Annotated in this window: 16 protein-coding genes and 1 tRNA gene; 9 read left to right on the top strand and 8 right to left on the bottom strand. The window is 64.2% G+C overall.

Features of this window, described 5'->3' with window-relative positions:
* Positions 1-29 precede the first annotated feature (29 nt).
* Genes fdhF through P9A16_RS22100 form a run of 3 tightly spaced genes read left to right on the top strand, consistent with a single transcriptional unit; the run spans position 30 to position 4031 of the window.
* Positions 30-2909 carry a formate dehydrogenase subunit alpha gene (gene fdhF, locus P9A16_RS22110; protein ID WP_024271112.1) on the top strand — a complete coding sequence of 960 codons (2880 nt, stop codon included), beginning with the start codon at positions 30-32 and terminating at the stop codon, positions 2907-2909.
* 9 nt (positions 2910-2918) lie between these two features.
* On the top strand, positions 2919-3752 hold the full coding sequence (fdhD, locus tag P9A16_RS22105) for a formate dehydrogenase accessory sulfurtransferase FdhD (protein ID WP_278025936.1): 834 nt from the start codon (positions 2919-2921) through the stop codon (positions 3750-3752).
* Positions 3753-3761: 9 nt separating this feature from the next.
* Positions 3762-4031 (top strand): formate dehydrogenase subunit delta, encoded by a 270-nt coding sequence (locus P9A16_RS22100; protein ID WP_023515854.1) that lies wholly within the window; start codon positions 3762-3764, stop codon positions 4029-4031.
* A 60-nt stretch (positions 4032-4091) separates the two neighbouring features.
* Here the strand turns inward: P9A16_RS22100 and P9A16_RS22095 are convergent, their stop codons facing one another.
* From P9A16_RS22095 to P9A16_RS22075, 5 genes are all read right to left on the bottom strand, one after another.
* Positions 4092-5861 (bottom strand): methyl-accepting chemotaxis protein, encoded by a 1770-nt coding sequence (locus P9A16_RS22095; RefSeq protein WP_024271111.1) that lies wholly within the window; start codon positions 5859-5861, stop codon positions 4092-4094.
* 402 nt (positions 5862-6263) lie between these two features.
* Positions 6264-6740, bottom strand: a complete 477-nt coding sequence (locus tag P9A16_RS22090) for a chemotaxis protein CheW (protein WP_024271110.1) — start codon at positions 6738-6740, stop codon at positions 6264-6266.
* 207 nt (positions 6741-6947) lie between these two features.
* Positions 6948-11117: a translocation/assembly module TamB domain-containing protein gene (locus P9A16_RS22085; protein WP_278025935.1), complete on the bottom strand. Its 4170-nt coding sequence runs from the start codon at positions 11115-11117 to the stop codon at positions 6948-6950.
* Between the two features lie 104 nt (positions 11118-11221).
* The gene (locus P9A16_RS22080) at positions 11222-13147 is read right to left on the bottom strand and encodes an autotransporter assembly complex protein TamA (RefSeq protein WP_023513972.1); all 1926 of its coding nucleotides are present in this window, start codon (positions 13145-13147) and stop codon (positions 11222-11224) included.
* A 266-nt stretch (positions 13148-13413) separates the two neighbouring features.
* Complete coding sequence (locus P9A16_RS22075) at positions 13414-13677, bottom strand: YMGG-like glycine zipper-containing protein (RefSeq protein ID WP_024271109.1); 264 nt, start codon at positions 13675-13677, stop codon at positions 13414-13416.
* A gap of 464 nt (positions 13678-14141) precedes the next feature.
* On the opposite strand from P9A16_RS22075, the gene P9A16_RS22070 reads away from it, so the two are divergent.
* The 4 genes from P9A16_RS22070 (at position 14142) to hemA (ending at position 19359) form a co-directional block, all read left to right on the top strand.
* Positions 14142-14633, top strand: coding sequence for a (2Fe-2S)-binding protein (locus P9A16_RS22070; RefSeq protein WP_024271108.1), 492 nt, complete (start codon positions 14142-14144; stop codon positions 14631-14633).
* Between the two features lie 108 nt (positions 14634-14741).
* Positions 14742-17093: a xanthine dehydrogenase family protein molybdopterin-binding subunit gene (locus P9A16_RS22065; protein WP_130517116.1), complete on the top strand. Its 2352-nt coding sequence runs from the start codon at positions 14742-14744 to the stop codon at positions 17091-17093.
* A gap of 11 nt (positions 17094-17104) precedes the next feature.
* Complete coding sequence (locus P9A16_RS22060) at positions 17105-17902, top strand: FAD binding domain-containing protein (RefSeq protein WP_023512684.1); 798 nt, start codon at positions 17105-17107, stop codon at positions 17900-17902.
* A gap of 242 nt (positions 17903-18144) precedes the next feature.
* Positions 18145-19359, top strand: a complete 1215-nt coding sequence (gene hemA, locus P9A16_RS22055; RefSeq protein ID WP_023512683.1) for a 5-aminolevulinate synthase — start codon at positions 18145-18147, stop codon at positions 19357-19359.
* 20 nt (positions 19360-19379) lie between these two features.
* On the opposite strand, the gene dxr is transcribed toward hemA, so the two are convergent.
* Positions 19380-20555 (bottom strand): 1-deoxy-D-xylulose-5-phosphate reductoisomerase, encoded by a 1176-nt coding sequence (gene dxr, locus P9A16_RS22050; RefSeq protein WP_024271106.1) that lies wholly within the window; start codon positions 20553-20555, stop codon positions 19380-19382.
* A gap of 190 nt (positions 20556-20745) precedes the next feature.
* Between dxr and P9A16_RS22045 the strand changes: the two genes are divergently transcribed.
* Both P9A16_RS22045 and P9A16_RS22040 read left to right on the top strand, forming a co-directional pair.
* Positions 20746-21462: an META domain-containing protein gene (locus tag P9A16_RS22045; RefSeq protein WP_023512681.1), complete on the top strand. Its 717-nt coding sequence runs from the start codon at positions 20746-20748 to the stop codon at positions 21460-21462.
* 29 nt (positions 21463-21491) lie between these two features.
* Entirely contained in the window at positions 21492-21872 is a 381-nt protein-coding gene (locus tag P9A16_RS22040) for a hypothetical protein (RefSeq protein ID WP_023512680.1), read from the top strand.
* Between the two features lie 441 nt (positions 21873-22313).
* Here P9A16_RS22040 and P9A16_RS22035 read toward each other — a convergent pair.
* A tRNA-Arg gene (locus P9A16_RS22035) sits at positions 22314-22390 on the bottom strand.
* Positions 22391-22436: 46 nt separating this feature from the next.
* Complete coding sequence (locus tag P9A16_RS22030) at positions 22437-23597, bottom strand: M20 aminoacylase family protein (RefSeq protein WP_023516354.1); 1161 nt, start codon at positions 23595-23597, stop codon at positions 22437-22439.
* Positions 23598-23635: the final 38 nt, after the last annotated feature.

Genomic DNA, 23635 nt, shown 5'->3' with positions numbered 1-23635 from the left:
CGGCGCAACGGATTGACCCGGAGGTTCTCATGCCCCTCGTTCCAGAAATCGACTTCGGCACTCCCGCCTCCCGCTCGGAAAAGATGGTGACGCTCACCATCGACGGGAACGAGATCACCGTTCCAGAGGGCACCTCCATCATGCGCGCCTCGATGGAGGCCGGTATCCAGGTGCCAAAACTCTGCGCCACCGACATGGTCGATGCCTTCGGCTCCTGCCGGCTCTGTCTCGTCGAGATCGAGGGCCGCAACGGTACCCCGGCCTCCTGCACGACCCCGGTGGCGCCCGGCCTCGTCGTCCACACCCAGACAGGCCGGCTGAAGGACATCCGCAAGGGCGTGATGGAGCTCTACATCTCCGACCATCCGCTCGACTGTCTCACCTGTGCGGCGAATGGCGACTGCGAACTGCAGGACATGGCCGGAGCCGTGGGCCTGCGCGACGTGCGCTACGGCTACAAGGGCGACAACCACGTCAAGGCACGCAACAATGGCGAAGCCAATGCCCGCTGGATGCCGAAGGACGAATCAAACCCCTATTTCACTTACGATCCGTCGAAATGCATCGTCTGCTCGCGCTGCGTGCGGGCCTGCGAGGAGGTACAGGGCACCTTCGCGCTGACCATCGAGGGCCGCGGCTTCGACAGCCGCGTTTCGCCCGGCATGCACGAGCATTTCCTCGAATCCGAATGCGTCTCCTGCGGCGCCTGCGTGCAGGCCTGCCCGACGGCGACGCTGACGGAAAAATCCGTCATCGAGATCGGCCAGCCGGAGCATTCCGTCGTCACCACCTGCGCCTATTGCGGCGTCGGCTGCTCCTTCAAGGCGGAGATGCGCGGTGAGGAACTGGTGCGCATGGTGCCCTGGAAGGACGGCCAGGCGAACCGCGGCCATTCCTGCGTCAAGGGCCGCTTCGCCTATGGCTACTCGACCCACAAGGAGCGCATCCTCAACCCGATGATCCGCGAGAAGATCTCGGACCCGTGGCGCGAGGTGACCTGGGATGAGGCCTATGCCCATGTCGCCGCCGAGTTCCGCCGCATCCAGTACCAGTACGGTCGTGATTCGGTCGGCGGCATCACCTCCTCGCGCTGCACCAACGAGGAGACCTTCCTCGTCCAGAAGCTGATCCGCGCCGGTTTCGGCAACAACAATGTCGATACCTGCGCCCGCGTCTGCCATTCGCCGACGGGCTATGGCCTTGGCCAGGCCTTCGGCACCTCCGCCGGCACGCAGAACTTCGACAGCGTCGAGCACACCGACGTCGTCATCGTCATCGGCGCCAACCCGACGGACGGCCATCCGGTCTTCGCCTCGCGCCTCAAGAAGCGCCTGCGCCAGGGTGCCAAGCTGATCGTCATCGATCCGCGCCGCATCGATCTCGTCTCCTCGCCGCACATCAAGGCCTCCTATCACCTGCCGCTGAAGCCCGGCACGAACGTCGCCGTCGTCACGGCGCTCGCCCATGTCATCGTGACGGAGGGCCTCTTCGACGAAAAATTCATCCGCGAGCGCTGCGACTGGTCGGAGTTCGAGGACTGGGCCTCCTTCGTCGCCGAGCCGCGCCACAGCCCCGAGGAAACCGAAGCCTTCACCGGCGTGCCGGCGGAAACGCTGCGCGGCGCCGCCCGCCTGTTCGCCACCGGCGGCAACGGCTCGATCTACTATGGCCTCGGCGTCACCGAACACAGCCAGGGCTCGACCACCGTCATGGCCATAGCCAACCTCGCCATGGCGACCGGCAATATCGGCCGCGAAGGCGTCGGCGTGAATCCGCTGCGCGGCCAGAACAACGTGCAGGGCTCGTGCGACATGGGCTCCTTCCCGCACGAACTGCCGGGCTACCGCCACATCTCCGACGATGCGACGCGCGAGATCTTCGAAAAGCTGTGGGGCGTGACGCTCAACAACGAGCCGGGCCTGCGCATCCCCAATATGCTGGACGCCGCCGTCGAAGGCACGTTCAAAGGCCTCTATATCCAGGGCGAGGACATTCTCCAGTCCGACCCGGACACCAAGCACGTCTCCGCCGGCCTTGCCGCCATGGAATGCGTCGTCGTGCAGGACCTCTTCCTCAACGAGACGGCGAACTACGCCCATGTCTTCCTGCCGGGCTCGACCTTCCTCGAAAAGGACGGCACCTTCACCAATGCCGAACGCCGCATCAACCGCGTGCGCCGCGTGATGACGCCGAAGAACGGCTATGCGGACTGGGAGGTCACCCAGAACCTCGCCAAGGCCATGGGCCTTGCCTGGAACTACAGTCATCCCTCCGAAATCATGGATGAGATCGCCGCAACGACGCCGAGCTTCGCCCTCGTTTCCTACGACTATCTGGAAAAGGTCGGCTCGGTGCAGTGGCCCTGCAACGAGAAGAACCCACAAGGTTCGCCGATCATGCACATCAACGGCTTCGTGCGCGGCAAAGGCAAGTTCATCCGCACGGAATATGTCGCAACGGACGAGAAGACCGGCCCGCGTTTCCCGCTGCTGCTCACCACCGGCCGCATTCTCAGCCAGTACAATGTCGGCGCCCAGACGCGGCGCACGGAGAACGTCGTCTGGCACGAGGAGGACCGGCTGGAGATCCACCCGCACGATGCGGAAAACCGCGGGATCCGCGATGGCGACTGGGTGCGTCTCGCCAGCCGCGCCGGCGAGACGACATTGCGCGCCCTCGTCACCGACCGCGTCGCACCGGGTGTCGTCTACACGACCTTCCACCACCCGACGACGCAGGCAAACGTCATCACCACCGATTTCTCTGACTGGGCGACCAACTGTCCGGAGTATAAGGTGACCGCCGTGCAGATCTCGCCGTCGAACGGCCCGTCCGACTGGCAGGTCGAATATGACGAACTGGCCCGCCGCTCGCGTCGGATCAGGGGCAAGCTGGAGGCAGCGGAGTAGGATAGCGGCGTGCCGGATTTTTCCACCACGACCAAGGTTGCCGAGATCGCCCGCCGCAACGGGCGGCTCGCGGAAAGCGAGCGCTTCGTGCCGGAGGAGGCCCCGGTTGCCTTCTCCTATGCGGGCTCGACCCATGCGGTGATGATGGCAACGCCCGCCGACCTCGAGGATTTCGCCGTCGGCTTCAGCCTGACGGAGGGCATCATCACCGACCCTTGCGAGATCGAGGCCATCGAGGTGCTGACCGAAGACAAGGGTATTGATGTGCAGATCCAGCTGGCGGACGCACAGAACGACGCCCTGACCACCCGCCGGCGCCACATGGCCGGCCCGGTCGGCTGCGGTCTGTGCGGTATCGAATCGATCGAGCAGGCCGTGCGCGTGACGCCCTCGGTGCGGGCGTCGTCCCTCACGCTCGGCGCGGAGGACGTGGTGGAGGCAGTGCGCCTCCTGAACGGTCAGCAGCCGCTTCATATGGTGACGCGCGCCGTGCATGGCGCCGGGTTCTATGTCCCGGGCGAAGGCCTTATCGCCGTGCGCGAGGATGTCGGCCGGCACAATGCGCTCGACAAGCTCGTCGGCGCGGCACGACGCACAGGCCATGCAGGCGGCACCGGCGCCGTCGTGGTGACGAGCCGCGTTTCCGTCGAGATGGTGCAGAAGACGGCAGTCATCGGCAGCCCCTTCATCATCGCCATTTCCGCGCCGACGGCGCTCGCCATCCGCACCGCCGAGGACGCCGGCATGACGCTGGTCGCGCTGGTGCGGGGCGAAGAATTCGAGATTTTCACCGGCGCGGAGCGCATCGTCTCCCGTGCGGAACGCCAGGTCGGCAACGGTTAGGAGACAGGAATGTCGGAAGGCAGCAAGATTCCCAGGATGGCGAACCAGATCGCCACCTTCTTCCACTCGCAGCCCAAGAGCGAGGGCCCGAACGGCGTGGCGACCCATATCAACAAGTTCTGGGAACCCCGCATGCGCCGGCAACTCTTCGATATCGTCGACAACCACGCCGGCGAAGGCCTTGATGCCCTCGTCCTCGCGGCGGTGCCGATGATCCACCGCCCGCCGCCAGCCGAAATCCCGGCTGCGGCCGGAGCGAACGCTCCAACAGCTCCCTGACCAATCCTCAAACGCAAACGGCCGGCATCGCTGCCGGCCGTTTTTCATGCCGCGGGCCGCTTAGAACTCTTCCCAGTTCTCCGCTGCCTGCGCCGTGGAGCCTCGCGGCGCCCGCAGGGTGCGGGCCACGGCATGAAGTTGTGATACCTGTGCAGGCGCGGGTGCCCGCTGGACCGGGTGGGCAGTATTTCCGGCAAGCTGGAACCGGCGGATGAGCGCATGCAGCGCATCCGCCTCGCGCGCCATGGCATGGCTGGCGGCCGTGCTTTCCTCGACCATGGCCGCATTCTGCTGCGTCGCCTGGTCCATCGCATTGACCGACTGGTTGATCTCTCGAAGCCCGGTCGATTGCTCGCGCGACGCCTCGACGATCGCCGCCACGTTGGTGTGCACGTCCTGGACCTGCGCCAGGATCTCCTGAAGCGCCCGTCCGGTCTCATCGACCAGCGCCACACCGCTCCTGACCTGCTCGCCCGATGTCGCGATCAGGGCCTTGATGTCCTTGGCGGCGCTGGCCGACCGCTGGGCCAGTTCCCGCACCTCCTGCGCCACGACGGCGAAGCCTTTGCCCGCCTCGCCCGCCCGCGCCGCCTCGACACCGGCGTTCAGCGCCAGAAGGTTGGTCTGAAAGGCGATGTCGTCGATGACGCCGAGAATGTTGGAGATTTCACGCGAGGACTGCTCGATCTGCCCCATCGCGTCGATCGCCTTGCGGACGACCACGCCGGATTTTTCCGCACCCGCCCGTGTCTTGCTTACCAGCGTTCCTGCCTCATCGGCCCGCTGGCTCGAATCACCGACGGTGGTGGTGATCTCGTCGAGAGCGGCCGCAGTTTCCTCCACGGAGGCCGCCTGCTGCTCGGTGCGCCTTGCCAGATCGTCGGCGGCAGAGCGGATTTCCTGTGCGCCCGACGCGATCGCATTGGCATTGGTCTCGACGGTGCGCATGGCATCGTGAAGGCCGGCGACAGCTTCGTTGAAGTCCCTGCGCACCGTTTCCATGGACGGCACGAAAGGCGTTGCGAGATTTTGCGTCAGATCGCCCCCGGCCAATGCCTTCAGCGCCATGCCGAGCGCCTTGATCGCCGACATGCGCTCGGTGACATCGGTGGCAAACTTGACCACCTTGTAGACCCGGCCGGAAAGGTCGCGGATCGGATTGTAAGCCGCCTGGATCCAGATCTCGCGACCACCCTTGCCGTAACGCACGAACTCGTTGGAGATGAAGCGGCCCTCGGCAAGGCTCTTCCAGAAATCCGCATAGGCCGCGGTCTGCACGTAGGCCGGATCGCAGAACATGCGATGATGCTTTCCGCGGATTTCGGACAGATCATAACCGAGCGCGGTGCAGAAATTCTCGTTGGCGTGCAGGATTTCGCCGGTCGGCGTAAATTCGATCACGGCCTGCGAACGGGAGATCGCGTCGAGCTTGCTCGCATCCTCCGCCGCACGTCTCTTCGCTTCGGTGATGTCACTGGCGAACTTGACAACCTTGTAGGGCTTGCCGCCGCGAAAGACCGGATTGTAGGTCGCCTGGATCCAGATTTCGCTGCCGTCCTTGCGCAGGCGCTTGTAGCTGTTCGAATCGTATTCGCCACGTCCGAGATGTGCCCAAAACTGGCGATACTCCTCGCTGGCCGTGTAGGCCGCCTCGCAGAACATGCGATGGTGCTGACCGACGATGTCCTTCAAGTCGTAGCCGAGCGCCCGGCAGAAATTCTCGTTGGCGGTGAGGATGGTTCCCTTGGGATCAAACTGGATCACGGCCTGTGAACGCGACAGCGCGTCGAAGATGTGGCCCGCATCCATGGATTTCGCAAATGAAAGCATGACCTGTCCCTCTGTGCGATGACCACGGTCTTCTTCAAAATTGTGCGCGTGGTGATCGTCGTGTGTTGATGCCCAGATATGACCCGCTTTAACGGTCATACGCTGGCAACGGTAAGTACAATCTTCGCGAGAGGCATCATGCCAGAGCGACGGAATGCGCATCTGCAATCAAAGATGGCGACACAGACTTAAGAATTGATGAAAAACAAACAGCGATATTTTAGATCTATTATATAACAATGACTTATAGCATACCTGAAAACATGATGCTTACGTAACGTCAGGTAGGCGCTCCAGACGGCGAGTCCTGAAACACGCAAAAGTTGCACAAGCCGAGAAACATAAAAAAACCGCCGTACAATCGTACGGCGGTCTCAGGATTTCAGCGATAAAGCGGGCGGATCAGGCCGCCATGTCCTCCACTTCGCGCTCCTTGAACATGCGCGCAAGGTTGAGGAAGCAGATCATGCCGTTTTCATGGGCGATGATGCCCTCCGCATAGACTTTGTCGAAGGAGGTCGTCACTTCCGGCACCGGCTGGATCTGCTCACTGCGGATGGTGAGGATGTCGGAGACCCGATCGACGACGAGGCCGACGACCATGCTGTGCACTTCGGCGACCACGATGGCACTGCGCTCGTTTGCCTCGGTGCTCTTCATGCCGAGCTTGTGAGCGAGGTCGATGATCGGGATCACCGTGCCGCGCAGGTTCATCACGCCGATGACGTCAGGCGGCGAGTGCGGGATCGGCGTGGACGGCGCCCAGCCGCGGATTTCGCGGATCGTGGTCGTCTTCACGCAGAATTCCTGATCGTGCAGGCGGAATGCGATGATTTCGAGCGTGTCGCCGGCAAAGCCGGTCGTCTTGATGGAGGACATCGGGATCTTTCCAGTTTCATCTGCTTCGTGTCCCGATCCTATGCACGCTCTGGTTAAAATCTTTCAAACGCGCCGCGATTTGTTGCGCCCTGCATGCAAAAGGCTCCGCGTCGCCACGGAGCCTTGCACTTTTTCCGACCCTACCATTTGCAGGAGCCGGCAATCATCCCATCCAGGCGGGAGCGCCCGTCAGCCTCGGCAATGCCCTCAATATTCCTTCTCGTAGAAGATACCCGCGCCTGCGCTGCCGCCACTGCCCGCCTCGCCGCGTAGCTTCAGGCCACGGCCGACATCGAGGTTGATGACCGCCTTGGCGCCGTTCGTCTCCGGGTCCTGCTTTAACTCGATATAGGTCCGCTCGTTGAGATACTTCCCCGCCGAGACCGCCGCCCGGCCTTCCGCATCCGTCGTGATGTCGAGATCGTCGACGCCGAGCTTGCTGCGCAGGCTGTCAAGCAGACCGGTCGAACTGCCGCCGGCGAGCTGGCTGGCGGCGGAGGCAAGCTGGGCGATCTGCACCGCCGAGAGGTTCGACATGGAGCGGTTGAAGATCAGCTGCGCCAGGATTTCGTCCTGCGGCAGCGAAGGCGAAGAGGCGAAGGTAACGGTCGGGTTGTTGGCAAGGCCCGCCACCGTCACCGTGATTTCCGTCGAGCCGGCCGTGCTGCCGGCCACCAGATTGACCGTCGGCACAAGGCCGCCGGCAAAACCGATATGGGCACTGGTGAAATCGAGACGGCGCGTCAGGATCTCCATGCGTCCACGCTCCAATTCGAAACCGCCGGAAACGACCGGCGAGGCGGACGTACCCGTGATCTTCAGGCTGCCGCCAAGTTCCGCATTGATGCCGCGGCCGCGCACGAAGAGCTGGCCCGGCGCCTCGATGGTAAGGTCGAGCGCAATGCCGCGCGAAGCGCCGCTGCTGCCCTGGTCGCGCTGCACGTCCGCCGTCATGCGCTTGACGTCGGCCGGCGCATTGCGGTGCTTGATGTCGATTTCGGAGAGCGAGGCCGGCAGCTTTTGGGGAATGGTGATGTTCGCCTTGTTGATGCGCACCTTGCCGCCGAGCGAAAGCCCCGCCACGGGTCCCTTCAGCGTCAAGTCACCTGCGACATTCGCCGTCACCAGCGTGCCGTCGACATAGGTGATGTCGCCGAGCTTGACGGCGACGTCGACCGGAAAGCCGCTCGCCGGGTCGATGCCGACGCGCCCGCTGGCCGACAGCTGGCCGCCGCTGGCAAGCTTGCCGGAGACCGTCTCGATCACCGCCTGCCGCCCGTCCATCGTAACGCGGACCGTCAGGTTCTCCACCGCGAGGTTGCGGCGCACATCGACAAGCCGCGCGCCGCCGGCCGTGATGCTGCCGGTAATCGAGGGTGCGGCCGCCGTGCCGCCGATGGAGAGATCGACATTGGCATTGCCGGTCAGGACAAAGCCCTGGGCGGACAGCTGACCCTGCAGCAGGCCGAACGGCACCGTGCCGTTGAACTTGAGCCCGAGCGGCGTCGCCCCGCCGATGCCGACCGTACCGCCACCGCGGAAGGACAAACCGCCACCGCCCGAAAGCACCGTATCGAGCCGGACCTGGTTGTTGGCGAATTCCCCCTTGGCAGTGATGGTGAGCGCGCCGATGCCCGCGCCGCGGGTCTGGCTCGTTACCGCCCCGCCCCAGCCCAGCGCGTAGTTGACGACGGGCGCCGCCGCGCGTCCCTTAACCGTAACCGTGCCGCCGATCGTGCCTTCCGCACCAAGGCCGTCGGCAAAATTGTTGACCAGCGCAGCCGGCAGCGCGGAGAGGCGAACGGACAGATCGAGCGCTTCACCCGCGCGGCCCGTGACCGCAATGGAGCCGCGGCCGGCCTGGATCGTCAGCCCGTCGAGCGAGGCGACGCCGTTGGTGACGCCGATCGTCGTCGGCTTGGCCAGTTTCAAGGCAATGCGCCGCGGTGCGGCCTCGAAGGCCTGCAGGGCGACATCCAGCCCACCGTCGCGCTGGATGACCTTGCCCTTCGTCAGAAGCGGCGCACCGTCGAGACGGCCGGTCAGATCGAAATTGGTCGCCTGCCCTTCGCGCGAAAAACCGAGCTTCAGCGCTTCGAGCCGGTTCTCACCCGAGGCCACCCGCTCGGCGCGCACCGTGCCTGTAATCGCCGCGGTGGCGAGGTCGGCGATGGTGAGATCGACCGCCGGTTTGGTGATGCTGAGAGCATCGCGGCGGATGGCGGAACCGGAGGCCTGGATGGTCGCCGACGTCCGGCCATTGCCGGTCGCGATTTCCACCTGCCCGGAGAGATCGCCCGCCGCCTTCTGGCCAGCCATGGCGGCGAGCAAGCCAAGATCAGGAAAATCAAAGCGGATCGTGCCGTCAGGCATGAAGTTGTCCGCCAGCGCGAGCGAGCCCTTCAGCGTGTTGGGACCGATTTCCGCTTCCAGCACCGGCACGGCAATGCGACCGCCTTCCGAGGTGATGCTGGAGCGCACGTTGATCGGCTGGCCATCAAGCGCACCGGTCGCCGTCAATTCGCCGGACGGGCTGTCGGCAACGGCCTTGCCAGTCAGCGTGACCACGAGATCGCTGAGCGTGCGGCCGGAGAGGGTTGCCCCGCTCGACGTGACCTTGGCGGACACATCGAGCCCCGCAACGGGACCGGTGGCGGAAAGCTCGAAGGCCGCTTCGCCCGCCGCATCGGCGAGCAGCTTGCCAAGGTTAAGTACCTTGCCGGTCAAAGCGGCATCGAGCGCACCGTTGCCGAGCGAGATCGTGCCCGCCGTCTCCAGCGTACCGGACTTGACCTGAAGCCCGGAAACCTGAACGGCACCATCGCCCGCCAGCTGGACCCGTCCCTCCATCGCAATCGTCGTGTCGAATTTGCCGGCCAGCGCCGGCGGCAGCACGGCCGGCAGCGCGAAGAGACGGAAATTGACATCGGCCTCACGGCTCTTCAACCCATAGCGGCCCGACAGCGTACCGCCGATGCTGGCGCTTTCGAGCGTGGCGGGATCGAAGGCGATCTCGTCAGGCGAGACGGTGAGCGTCGCTACCAGCTTCGCCGGCCCCTTCACCGTACGGTCGACATCAGCACTGGCAAAGGCCGTCATGCCGGTTTCGAGCACGGCATCGATACGGCCGGACTGGCTCGCCACATTGAACGCTTCGCTTTTTGCCGTCAGGCGGATGTTCTCCACCCGCCCGGCTGGCAGTTCGGCCGAAACGACCGTCGCATTGGCTTTGAGCGCTGCCGCGGTCGCCTCGCCCGTCAGCGACAGATCGGCACCTTCGATCAGCACGCGCGCATCGCCCTCGGCGAGCGGCCAACGGAAATCGACCGGCCCGTCCTTGCCCGAAAATTTGACGTCGAGGTCGTTGGCACCCTTGGCGCTGACCGTACCCGAGGCGGCAAGGGTCATGGCGCCCGTCGAGATCGAGCCCTTCTCAATGCGCAACATGTCCGAACCGTCGAAGGCGGCGACAACGTCGATGCCCGTTTCACCGGCAAAGAGCGGGCGAAGCTGCGGCGGCATCAGCGCGTCGAAAGTGCCGCCGCCACTGAGGGCGATCGTGTGCAGGCCGTTCGTCGCAAGGTCGTGGCGTCCGTCGACCCGCAGCATTTCCGTGCCGTCGAGCGCAGCAGACAGCCGGCCCGTCCATTCGGAAAGCGGACCGTCGCCCGTAAGGCGGATCGTGACGGCAGGGTCGTTCGGCAGCTTGAGCAGCGCCGCGAGCAGCCCGCCCTTCGGCTCGGCGACATCGGCCTCAAGACGAAGCTCGTTGTCGGCAGGGTTGAAGACGATATCGGCGGCGACGCGTGCATCCGGCCGCGCCTTTTCCGAAGCGGAGAGCTTGACCGCAACGCTTTCGGCCGTCGCATCACCGCTGCCGGAGACGACGATACGCTGGTCCCGGCCGGCGACCGTGCCCGACACAAAGAGTTCCGGCACATCAAGCGCGCCGACATGTACTTCCACGGGCAGGGTGAACGGCGTGTCGGAAGGCTCCGCATCCGCCTTTGGCTCGGGCAGACGCAGGAGCGAGACGGAAGAGGCGGAGACACGTTCGGCTTCGAAGCTGAAGAAGAGAAGCTGGAGCGGCGACCAGTCGACCGCGAGGTCGCGGATCTCCGCATAGGTGCCCCTGGCATCGCCAAGCGCGATCGAGCCGGCGCGGAGCTTGCCGGTGAGAAGGCCGGAGGGTTCGCTGATCGAGATCACCTGACCGCTCGCAGCGGCGATCTTCTCCGCCTGCGACACGGCAAAACGCGCACCCGCATCGGTAAAACCGATGAAACCGACGAGACCGGCAAGAAGAACCACAAGAACGGCAAGGCCATAGCCGATAAAACGGAGCGTGGCGCGGAGAATTCGGGACAGCCTGTTCATGCGTCATCCATTTCGCGTGCGGGGGAGCGCCGGGGTCGCTCCACAACGTCTTGAATCCGAATCGCGCGAGCAATCAAGAGTCTAGACGAAAATTGGGGCGACAGTCAGAAGGACTGGCCGATACCGGCATAGACCCCGAAGGACGTTCCACCGGGATATTTCTTCAGCGGCACCGCGACGTCGAGACGCAGCGGGCCGAACGGCGTCGCATAGCGAAGGCCGATACCGGCGCCAGCCCTGATATCCTTGAAGTCGGGCACTTCGTCTGTCGAAACCGTGCCGACATCGATGAAGGGCACGACGCCGATCGTCTCGGTGACGCCGATGCGCGCCTCGGCCGTGGCCGCGACATAGGAACGGCCGCCGAGCAGCTTGTTGCGGCCGTCACGCGGCGAGATCTCCTGATAGCCGTAACCACGCACCGTGCCGCCGCCGCCAAGGAAGAAGCGCCGCGTCGCCGGAATATCGGACAGCTCGTCGCCACCGATGATCGTGCCGGCAGCGAGCTTCCCGGCCAAAACGAAGCGCTTTTCCTCGCCGAATGCCTGGTAGCCGGTGATCGCGCCTTCGAAGCTGGAGAAGAAGGTGCCCCGATCGATCTCGTAGCTGGGCTTCGCGTTGATCATCGCGCGATAGCCTTCCGTCGGATTCAGCTTGTCGTCGCGCGTGTCGCGTACATATTCGATCGGGATGGCGACAGTGAGATAGTTGTTGTTGCCGAAGGCGTCCTCGACATCGCTCCACATCACCTCGCCGCCCGCGCTGACCGTGTCCCTGTCGGAAAGCTCGATGGTGACACCGGCCGCCGCCGTGGTGGTGAACGCCTTGTAGGCGTCGGGATCGGCAATCGAGGCCTTGAGGCTGGCATTGAAGGTCGAGGCCGGCCCGAACGCGCCGGGCTTGGAGAAGAGGATGCCGGCCGAATAGTCGAGATTGCTGATATCCGACTCGCCGATGCGGTTGACCGATCCTTCCAGGCGCAGGGATTCGGCCTCCCCGAAAAGATTGCGGTGCCCCCAATAGCCCTGCAGGCCGAGGCCGTCCGTATTCGAATATTGCGCACCGACACCGAAATAGCGGTGCTTGCCTTCGGAGACCTCGATCGTCATCGGCAACGAACCGTCCGGCGCCAGCTTGTCGGTCTCGCGGATCGTCACGCTGGAGAAGACGCCGAGCGTGCGCAGCCGCTCCGCCGCCTTGTTGAGCGCTTCCGGCGAATAGGGCTGGCCGGCATTGATGCGCGAATAACGCTGCACGAAGGCCGGATCGACCGTCTTGGTGCCGGAAACGCCGACTTCGCCGACGGGCGCGACCGGTCCGCCTTCGGCCGAGATCACAACGTCGACGGTCTGCGTCTTGTGGTCCGCCGTCGCATTGCGTTCGACGAGCCTGGCAAGAGGCCGGCCTTCGGCCTTCAGGTCAACGACGACCTTCTCGCCTGCTTTCAGGATGAGGGTGGAATCGGCCCGCGCACCGGGCACCAGTCCATAGTCGGCCGGATTGCGCCCCTCTGCGTCGCCGGCAAAGGCGACGTCACCAAAGGTGAAGGCCGGGCCGGGCTGGACGGTGATTGTCACCGGAATGGCGCCGCTGTGGTTGAATTCAGGGTTGGGCGGCAGGGAATCGAGATCCTGGCCGGCAACCGTCACATTCACAACACCGCCATAACGCGCCTTCTCATAAAGCGCAGCGAGGATGCGGTCGCGGTCGTCGCGGGCCTTGATGACAAGGCCGAGATCGCCGGACACCGGCTTGCCCTCGTCCTGTTTCAGGCGCGCGGTGTTCTCGATCGCGTCCTTGAGGTCGTCATCATCCGTCCCGGGATCGAACGTCAGCGTGTAGTTCACGGGATCGATGACGGCGGTGGCAGCCTCTTCGTCGTCCTCGAAGAATTTCATGCCGAAAATTTCGAAGGCAGAGGCTGGCCCGGCAGACAAGGGGCCGCACAGCAGGGAGGCCGCAACCGCAAGCGCGGTGCCAGCTCTCAGAAACGCAAAACTCTTTTCCGGCCGGTTCACTTTATCCCGCATCCGCAGCTATCCGTCGCCTTTCTCCTTCAGGTGCGGTGCGCGCGGCAAACCGACAGCTTCCGTCACAAACTTCAGGCGCCCCGTCTCATACGGAGCTTTCAGGCAGGAAAAGACCCTAACGCGTTAGGTTTTCCGTAATGTTAACGGCGGTTTTACACGGATGGAAACAAGATTTGAAGCACTGGAGCGGTGATTTTACGCCACACTCGTCAAAGCAAAAGCCCCGGAGACACTCCGGGGCTTCGCATAGGTTGCAAGTTTTGGTCTTAGTAACCTGACGGGCAACGGTCGATATAGCGACGACCGTAGCGGTCACGGTAGTAGCACTGGCCCGGCTGTTCTGCGACGGACCCGATGACGGCACCCGAAACGCCACCGATGGCCGCGCCGACGGCTGCACCGCGAACGTCGCCCGTAATGGCACCGCCGATGATCGCGCCGGAGACGGCGCCGATACCTGCACCCTTTTCCGTCTGCGTGCAGCCGGCCACGGCCAGACCGACCAGAACGAGCGCAATGACTTTCTTCATGAAGATGTTCTCCAAAGTTGAGCGGCGGCCGCGTTTGCCGGGTCCGCCCTATCCCCTTCTACTCAGGCAACATACCGCGGCCGTCTTCAACGGTGAGGTTTGTCCGAGATCGAAAATATACCCGGAAATCGGGAAGTCCATGGCGTTGAAGTATTTTTTTGGCGCGCGAATAAATATCGTTTCCGTTTCGTTTGATTGGTCCCGACACTTCGACCGGTCACGAGAAATTTCGCAATTGCCTGAAAGTACCGGTTGATCGCCGCCGCAAAACGTCAAATGATATGATTGTTGATGTCGCACCGGCGGTTGGAGGAACAGCCGGGCGGCATCCCGCTACGAATGCAGTGCACGCGAAGAGACAATGCTGGTGTCGTTTGATCCCAGGCCCGCGTCGCGAGGACGCCAGCTGCATGTGACGTCGGATCGATCGCTCCAGCGGACAATGAACCGCCAGGGAGGAACGCATGGCGAAAGTGGCAATGACCGTCAATGGCCGAAAGGTGAGCCGCGAGTGCGAGGACCGCACGCTGCTTGTCCATTTCATCCGCGACCAGCTCAGTCTTACCGGAACCCATGTCGGCTGCGATACCTCCCAGTGCGGGGCCTGTGTCGTGCATATGGACGGCAAGGCAGTGAAGAGCTGTTCGATCCTCGCGGCCCAGGCCGCCGGCGCCGAGATCCTTACCATTGAAGGCCTTGCGGCCAATGGCGAGCTGCACCCCGTCCAGGCCGCCTTCAAGGCCAACCATGGCCTGCAATGCGGTTTCTGCACGCCCGGCATGGTGATGACCGCGGTCGATATGATCAACCGCTACGGCGCGAAACTCGACGAACAGACGGTGCGCGACAACCTCGAAGGCAATATCTGTCGATGCACCGGCTACCACAACATCGTCAAGGCCATCCTGGCCGCCGCCGAGGAAATGGGCGCGGCAGGCCAGCAGGCAGCGCAGTAGGCGTTACGCAATAGGCAGAAGCCAGCAGGGCGGCCAATTGTGCGACGGTGAAAGCCCGAACGCCCCTTGGCCAACACCTGCTGCCTCATTTCTCTGGAGGAGATGAAGATGGGTGTCGAAGGCATCGGCGCGCGCGTCGCGCGAAAGGAAGACAAGCGGTTTCTCATGGGCCAGGGCCGCTACACGGACGACATGTCCGTGCCGGGCATGCGTTATGCGGCCTTCGTGCGCTCGCCGCATGCACACGCGAAGATCAAGAGCATCGATACGGCAGCGGCGGCGGACATGCCCGGCGTCATCGCCGTGCTTAACGGCAAGCAGATGCTCGACGACGGCATCGGCAATCTGATCTGCGGCTGGATGATCCATTCCAAGGACGGTTCGCCGATGAAGATGGGCGCCTGGCGGCCGATCGCGCACGAGACGGTGCGCTATGTCGGCGATGCCGTCGCCGTCGTTGTCGCCGACAGTGTGGGCGAGGCACGCGATGCGGCCGAGGCCGTGGTGGTCGACTACGAGGTGCTGCCGGCCGTCACCGATGCGGTGAAGGCGCTGGAAGCCGGCCAGCCGCAGCTCCATCCGGAAGCCCCCGGCAACCTCATCTATGACTGGGAGATCGGCGACAGCGCCGCCACCGACGCGGCCATCGCCGCGGCCGCCCATGTCACGGAGATGAAGATCGTCAACAACCGGCTTGCCCCGAACCCGATGGAGCCGCGCGCTGCGCTCGGCATCTACGATTCGGCCGAGGACCACTACACCTGCTACACGACGAGCCAGAACCCGCATGTCGCGCGTCTCGTCATGAGCGCCTTCTACAATGTGGCGCCGGAAAACAAGCTGCGCGTCATCGCGCCCGACGTCGGCGGCGGTTTCGGCTCGAAGATCTACATCTATCCGGAAGAGATCGTCTGTCTGTGGGCCTCGAAGCGCTCGGGCGTGCCGGTAAAATGGACGAGCGACCGCACCGAGGCCTTCCTGACGGATGCGCATGGCCGCGATCACGTCTCGACCGTCAAGATGGCCTTCGATGCGAACAACCGCGTCACGGCGCTAAAGGTCGATACCATCGCCAATTTCGGCGCCTACATGTCGCTCTTCTCCTCGGCCGTGCCGACCTATCTCTACGCAACCCTGCTCTCCGGACAGTATGATTTCCCGGCGATCCACGCCAATGTGCGCGCGGTCTATACCAACACGGTCGCCGTCGACGCCTATCGCGGCGCCGGACGACCGGAAGCCACCTACCTGCTCGAGCGCACCATGGAGACAGCGGCGCGCGAACTCGGCGTTTCGCCGGCAGAGCTTCGCCGCATCAACTTCATCCGCTCCTTCCCCCACCAGACGCCCGTCATCATGAACTACGATGCCGGCGACTACGAAGCCTCGCTCGAGGCCGCCATGGCGGCGGCCGACTGGAACGGCTTTCCGGCCCGCAAGGCGGAGGCCGCAAGCCGTGGCATGAAGCGCGGCATCGGCATGAGCTGCTACATCGAGGCCTGCGGCATCGCCCCGTCGGCAGCGGTCGGTTCGCTCGGGGCCGGCGTCGGCCTCTGGGAATCGGCCGAGGTGCGCGTCAACGCCGTCGGCACGATCGAGGTGCTGACTGGTTCGCACAGCCACGGCCAGGGCCATGAGACGACCTTCGCCCAGCTCGTCGCCGAGCGCTTCGGTGTGCCGATCGACAGCGTCTCCATCGTGCACGGCGACACCGACAAGGTGCAGATGGGCATGGGTACCTACGGCTCGCGCTCCGGCGCCGTCGGCATGTCCGCCGTCGTCAAGGCGCTCGACAAGGTGGAGGCCAAGGCCAAGAAGATCGCCGCCCACCTGATGGAGGCTGACGAGAGCGATATCGTCATCGAGAACGGCGCGCTGAAGGTCGCCGGCACGGACAAGTCGGTGCCGTGGTTCCAGATGGCCCTTGCCGCGTATACCGCGCACAACCTGCCCTCCGGCATGGAGCCGGGCCTGAAGGAAGGCGCCTTCTACGATCCGTCCAACTTCACCTTCCCCGCCGGCTGCTACATCGCGGAGGTCGAGGTCGATCCGGAAACCGGCAAGACCAGGATCATCCAGTTCGTTGCCGCCGACGATTTCGGCAACATCATCAATCCGATGATCGTCGAGGGCCAGGTGCATGGCGGCATCGCCCAGGGCATCGGCCAGGCCCTGCTCGAAGGCGTGCATTACGATCCGGAGACGGGCCAGCTGCTGACGGCGAGCTACATGGACTACACCATGCCACGCGCCGACGATCTGCCCTCTTTCCAGGTCTCCCACCAGGTGACGCCCTGCCCGAACAATCCGCTCGGCATCAAAGGCTGCGGCGAGGCCGGCGCCATCGGCTCGCCGCCGGCGCTGATGAACGCCATCACCGACGCCATCGGCAACAACGACCTCACCATGCCGGCAACGCCCCAGAAGGTCTGGGCAGCGGCGCTGGCAGCCGGCAACTGACGGAGGAAGCCATGTACGCCACGAATTACCATCGCGCCTCCTCGGTCGCCGAGGCCGTCAAGCTGCAGTCGTCCTCCGACGAGGCGAAGTACGTCTCCGGCGGCATGACGCTCATCCCCACCATGAAGCAGCGGCTGACGGCACCGTCCGACCTCGTCGATCTGCGTCACATAGCCGACCTCAAGGGGATTTCCGTCAACGGCGGCCGGGTGAGGATCGGCGCCGGCACGACGCACTACGAGGTCTCGACCTCGGCGGAGTTGAAAGCCGTCTGCCCGGCGATCTGCCAGCTCGCCTCCCATATCGGCGACCCGCATGTGCGGCATATGGGCACGATCGGCGGTTCCATCGCCAACAACGACCCCGCCGCCGATTATCCCTCCGCCATGCTGGCGCTGGGTGCGACGATCGTCACCAATGCCAGGGAGATCCCCGCCGACGACTTCTTCACCGGCCTCTTCGAGACCGCACTGGAAGACGGTGAGATCGTCGTGGCCGTGACCTTCGACGCACCGGCAAGAGCCGCCTATTCCAAATTTCCAAACCCGGCCTCGCGCTACGCCATGGCCGGCGTTTTCGTGGCAAAGGCGGGGGATGGCGGCGTGCGGGTGGCGGTGACGGGTGCCGGCTCCAACGGCGTCTTCCGCCATGCCGGGCTGGAAGCGGCGCTGTCCGCCAACTGGTCGCCCGATGCCGCAGCAAGCATGACCGTCGATGCCGGCGAGCTGCTCTCGGACATCCACGGCAGCGCGGAATACCGCGCCAATCTCGTGAAGGTCATGGCCAAGCGCGCCGTCGCCGCCGCCTGACCCCTCGAAAAACGTGAAACTGTTCGATTAAAAGGACGGTTGAGGCCGTCCTTTTTTCATGCAGACTTGACATGCATCAACAGGAAATGGCCTTTGGGGGCCTATGATACATTGGAATGGTTCAAAGGTGGCGCCGATTTGCCGCAGCGCATCCCGTTGCGAGAAACGGGCGCCTGATATAGCCGATTGAACGACCGCCAACGACGATGATGTCCGGGTTCCCGCCGGACAGGAGACTCTGGATGGACTTCGAGACCTACTTCAAGAACGAGCTGGACGGCCTGCATCAGGAAGGCCGCTACCGCGTTTTCGCCGACCTGGAACGCCAGAAGGGCAACTTCCCGAAAGCGACCCGCCATACGGCGAACGGCCCGCAGGACGTCACGGTCTGGTGCTCGAACGACTATCTCGGCATGGGCCAGCACCCCAAGGTGACCGAGGCGATGAAGCTCGCCATCGATCACTGTGGCGCCGGTGCCGGCGGCACCCGCAACATCTCCGGCACCAACCACTACCACGTCCTCCTCGAACGCGAGCTCGCCGACCTGCATGGCAAGGAATCGGCGCTTCTCTTCACCTCGGGCTATGTGTCCAACTGGGCCGCGCTCGGCACGCTCTGTTCCAAGATCCCCGGCATCATCTGTTTTTCCGATGCCGGAAACCACGCCTCGATGATCGAAGGCATCCGCCACTCGAAATGCGAGCGGGTGATCTGGAAGCACAACGACCTCAAGGATCTCGAAGCCAAGCTTGCCGCCGCCGACCCGAAGGCGCCGAAGCTGATCGCCTTTGAATCGGTCTACTCCATGGATGGCGATATCGCCCCCATCAGGGAGATCTGCGACCTCGCCGACAAATATGGCGCGATGACCTATCTCGACGAAGTGCACGCCGTCGGCATGTACGGCCCACGCGGCGGCGGCATTGCCGAACGCGACGGCCTCATGCACCGCCTCACTCTCATCGAGGGCACGCTCGGCAAGGCCTTCGGCGTCATGGGCGGCTACATCGCCGGCTCGGCGGCGCTCTGCGACTTTGTGCGCTCCTTCGCCTCCGGCTTCATCTTCACGACCTCGCTGCCGCCGACGATCGCCGCCGGCGCGGCTGCTGCCATCCGCCATCTCAAGGAAAGCCAGGTCGAGCGCTTTGCCCACCAGGAGCGCGTGCGCAAGCTGCGCAGCCTGCTCGACCGCAACGGCATCCCGCACATGCCCAATCCGAGCCATATCGTGCCGGTCATGGTGGGCGACGCGGCCAAGTGCAAGTGGATCTCGGACCTGCTGCTCGACAATTTCGGCATCTATGTCCAGCCGATCAACTACCCGACGGTGCCGAAGAAGACCGAACGCCTGCGCATCACGCCGACCCCGCTGCACACGGATGCCGATATCGAGCATCTTGTAAGCGCCCTGCATTCGCTCTGGTCGCGCTGTGCGCTCGCCCGCGCCGTCGCCTGACAGCGTGGCGTAAGCCAGGACTATCCGATGAGCCCGGCGGCCACCCGCCGGGCTTCTTCGTCCGCGGCAAAGACATCGTCCATGGACGCGGCCGGCGGCAGATGGGTGAGCCTGTCCATCACCGCCTCGGCAATATCGGCCATGGCAAGGAAGCCGATGCGCCCGCCGACAAAGGCGTGGAACGCCACCTCCTCGGCCGCATTCATCACCGCACCCTGCAGGCCGCCGCGCGTCAGCGCCGTGCGGGCCAGCCGCAGCGCCGGGAAGCGCTCTTCATCCGGCGCCTCGAAATCGAGCCGCGACAGCTTTGCGAAATCCAGCCGGTCGACATTGAGCGGCGAACGCTCGGGATAGGTCAACGCGTAGCCGATCGCCGTGCGCATGTCCGGCGCGCCAAGCTGCGCCAGCACCGATCCATCGACATAACCGACCATCGAATGGATGATCGACTGCGGATGCACCACCACCTCGATCTGCTCCGGTCTGACGTCGAAGAGGTGCTTCGCCTCGATCATCTCCAGCGCCTTGTTGAACATGGAGGCGCTGCCGATCGAGATTTTCAGCCCCATCGACCAGTTGGGGTGGGCGCGGGCGATATCGGCGGTGACATCGGCCATCTGCGCCCGGCTCCAGGTGCGGAACGGTCCGCCGGAAGCCGTCAGGACGATCCGCTCGACCGCATGACGCTGGTCGTCCTCCAGCGCCTGGAAGATCGCGCTGTGTTCGCTGTCGACGGGGATCAGCCGCCCGCCGCCCTCGGCGACGGCCCGGACGAAGAGGTCGCCCGCCGACACGAGGCACTCCTTGTTGGCAAGCGCGATGTCCGCACCCTTCCTTGCTGCAGCCAGCGTCGGCGCAAGGCCTGCCGTGCCGACGATCGCCGCCATCACCCAGTCGGCCTCGCCGGAGGCTGCCTCCAGCAGCGCCGCTCGCCCCGCCGCCGCCTCGATACCGCTGCCGGCAAGGGCTTCCTTCAACGCACTGTAGCGGCTTTCGTCCGCCGTCACCGCCATCTTCGCCCCGCAGTCCTTCGCCTGCGCCGCGAGGAGGTCGACATTGCCGTTGCCGGTCAGCGCCAGCACCTCGTAGCGATCCTGCCCGCCGAGCTGGCGCACCACGTCGAGCGTGCTGGTGCCGATGGAGCCTGTCGAGCCGAGAATGGTGATACGGCGCTTTTGCCGCGCGTCGGGAGCCATGGTGAAGTCCGCGATTTTCTTGTTATCGACAAAAGGCTCTACAGGCGAAAGACGCCTGCAACAAGTCATGGAAATGCTGTAAAGCGAAGGCTGCGCCAGTCTTCGCAAACCCGCGGCTTGACCTTTTCACCCGGACGGCCATAACGTCCCGGCAAAGCGGTCTTCCGCCCTGACGCGATTGGAGAAATCTGTGTACCGACGCCTGAGAGTATGGACCCTCGCCTGCCTCGCCTTCATGGCGGCAGCTCCGGCCTATGCCGACGAGCCGGTCCCGGGTGGTCTCGGCGGCACCTGGCTTGCCGAGGATATCGGCGGCAATGGTGTCATCGACGACCTGCAGACGACGCTGGAGATCAAGCCGGACGGCTCCTATGGCGGCAATGGCGGCTGCAACACCTATCGTGGCAAGCTGAAGGTGCAGAACGGCAACATCGCCTTTGCCCCCGCTGCCGCGACGCGCAAAATGTGCGCGCCGGCCATCATGGACCAGGAACAGAAATTCTTCGACGCGCTCGGCACCGTCACCTCGTGGAAGCTCGAAAACGGCATCCTGCACCTGACGGGCAAGGAAGGCGCCCCGGCGATCCGCCTTGCCGGCCTCAAGAACAACACCGACATCGTCATCCGCCTGCCGGGACCCGAACAGAGCGTGGCGCGCGAGACGATCAACTACCAGTGCGACGCCGAGCAGCGCGTCGTCGTCGAATATATCAATGCCGGTACGAATTCGCTTGCCGTGCTGAAGATCGGCGAAGAGACGGTCATCGCCGCCAACGTCCTGTCCGCCTCCGGCGCCAAATATGCCGGCGGCCAGTATGAATGGTGGACGAAGGGCGACGAGGCGACGCTCTACGACCTGACCAAGGGCGAGAACGCACCAGGCGTCAACTGCCGCAAGACCGGCTGATCCGGCCGGTCACTGGAGGGGACCATCGCATGCCCACGTTCCGTGTCGGCCAGAAGGTCGTCTGCATCAACGACCGCTTCAAGAATGTCTCGATCGACCAGGGCATCCGCAAAGGGCAGGTCTATACGGTCCGCTGGACCGGCCACTACCGCCACTATGTCGATGGCGATTTCTACGGCATCAAGCTGGTCGAACTCTACCGCGGCAAGGACGACGGCCCGGAAGGCTACGGGGCCGACGACATGCCCTTCCGCGCCACCCGCTTCCGCCCCCTGGTCAGCGACCGGATCCGCAGCATGCTCGGCCTGAAAGCCCCGCAGCCGAAGGTCGTCACCAAACCCTCCGCCATCCCCTCCATTCGCCCCAAGCCGCGCGTCGTCACGCCGGAGCGCGAGAAGGAGGACGTCTGATCCCTCCCAATCGGGGCGATGGCCCGCAATGCTTGGGCCAGACCCAGTCCAGCAGGTAACTCAACGCCCGACGCGCCATTGCGTGGAACGACACCGAAACGACCATGCAGATCGCCACGATACCAGCGGTCATCCAGTTTATCGGACCCGGATTTTCCTGAATCCCTGCCAGGGTGGGCGTCAAGGCCCCGCCAAAGCAACCGCGATGGCAATGCCATTGAGATAGCGCGCGGTCAGCTTAGCTTTCTCGTTCTGCCGGTTCTTCATATCTCCTCCCGGCCCCCTACTCCAAGCTGCAATTTTTGATCGTAATCGTCGAGTGGAGCGTCGAAATTCTCATTCGATGCCGCCAGCGACCATGTCCGGATTTGCATGCAGGTCCGCGTGCGGAGAGCAGTATCCGGATACTTGTCGGAAGTGACGGCAGGAGCATCAAGGCAATGGTGATCCCGCCGCGATTCGAACGCGGGACCCCCAGATTAGGAATCTGGTGCTCTATCCTGCTGAGCTACGGGACCACTGACTGAACCCATACAAAAGCCGGGGCTTTTAGCCAAGCGATTTTCAGGCGGCGAGGCGGCTTTCGGCAAGCTTGACCCAATAGCTCACGCCATGGGGTATCGCGTCGTCGTTGAAATCGTAGGCAGGGTGATGCAGGCCCGCGCTGTCGCCGTTGCCGAGGAAGACGAAGGCACCGGGGCGGGCGAGCAGCATGTAGGAAAAATCCTCGCCGCCCATCATCGGGTCCAGCGCGGGATCGACCGCAGCCTCGCCGGCGATTTCGCGCGCGACGGCAACGGCATGGTCGGTCTCGTCGGGATGATTGGCCGTGACGGGGTAGTTGCGGTGGTAGCCGACCGTGATCTCGGCACCATGCGCGGCAGCAAGGCCGCTGCAGATCTGGCGGATCCGGGCTTCGGTCTCCTGGCGCATCTCGGCGCTCAGGGTGCGCACCGTACCGGCAAGCTGCGCCGTCTCCGGGATGACGTTGTGGGCGAAACCGGCGTTGAACTTGGTAACAGAGACGACGAGGGAGGCTATCGGATCGGCGACACGCGAGACGATGGTCTGCAGCGCGGAAACCACCTGCGCACCGATGACAATCGGATCGACCGTCTTGTGCGGCAGGGCGGCATGGCCGCCGCGACCCTTCACCGTGATGTTGAACTCGTCGGTCGCTGCCATGATCGGGCCGGGGCGCGTGCCGAAGGAGCCGACCGGCATGCCGGGCAGATTGTGCATGCCGTAGACTTCGGCAATGCCGAAACGCTCCATCATGCCGTCCTTGACCATCTCGTTGCCGCCGCCGCCACCCTCTTCGGCCGGCTGGAAGATGACCGCGACATTGCCGGAGAAACTGCGCGTCTCGGCGAGATACTTCGCCGCGCCGAGCAGCATGGCCGTGTGCCCGTCATGGCCGCAGGCATGCATCTTGCCCCTGACGGTCGAGGCCCAGGGCTTTCCGCTCGTCTCCTCGATGGGCAGGGCATCCATGTCGGCACGAAGGCCGATGGTGCGCCCCGCAGCCTTGCCGCGGATAAGGCCGACGACGCCGGTGCGGCCGATGCCGGTCACGATTTCGTCGACGCCGAATTCACGCAGCTTTTCAGCGACAAAGGCGGCGGTCTTCTCCACCGCGAAGAGGATTTCCGGCTCCCGGTGGATGTGCCTGCGCCATTCGGTGATTTCATCCTGCATCTCTGCGGCGCGGTTGAGGATGGGCATGCAACACTTCCTGTCATTTCGGCCGCGAAAGCGGCCAA

Source organism: Shinella sp. 838 (assembly GCF_029623935.1).
GTDB lineage: Bacteria > Pseudomonadota > Alphaproteobacteria > Rhizobiales > Rhizobiaceae > Shinella.
The sequence above is the reverse complement of the archived record's forward strand: the minus strand, read 5'-3'. Positions and strand labels throughout refer to the sequence as shown.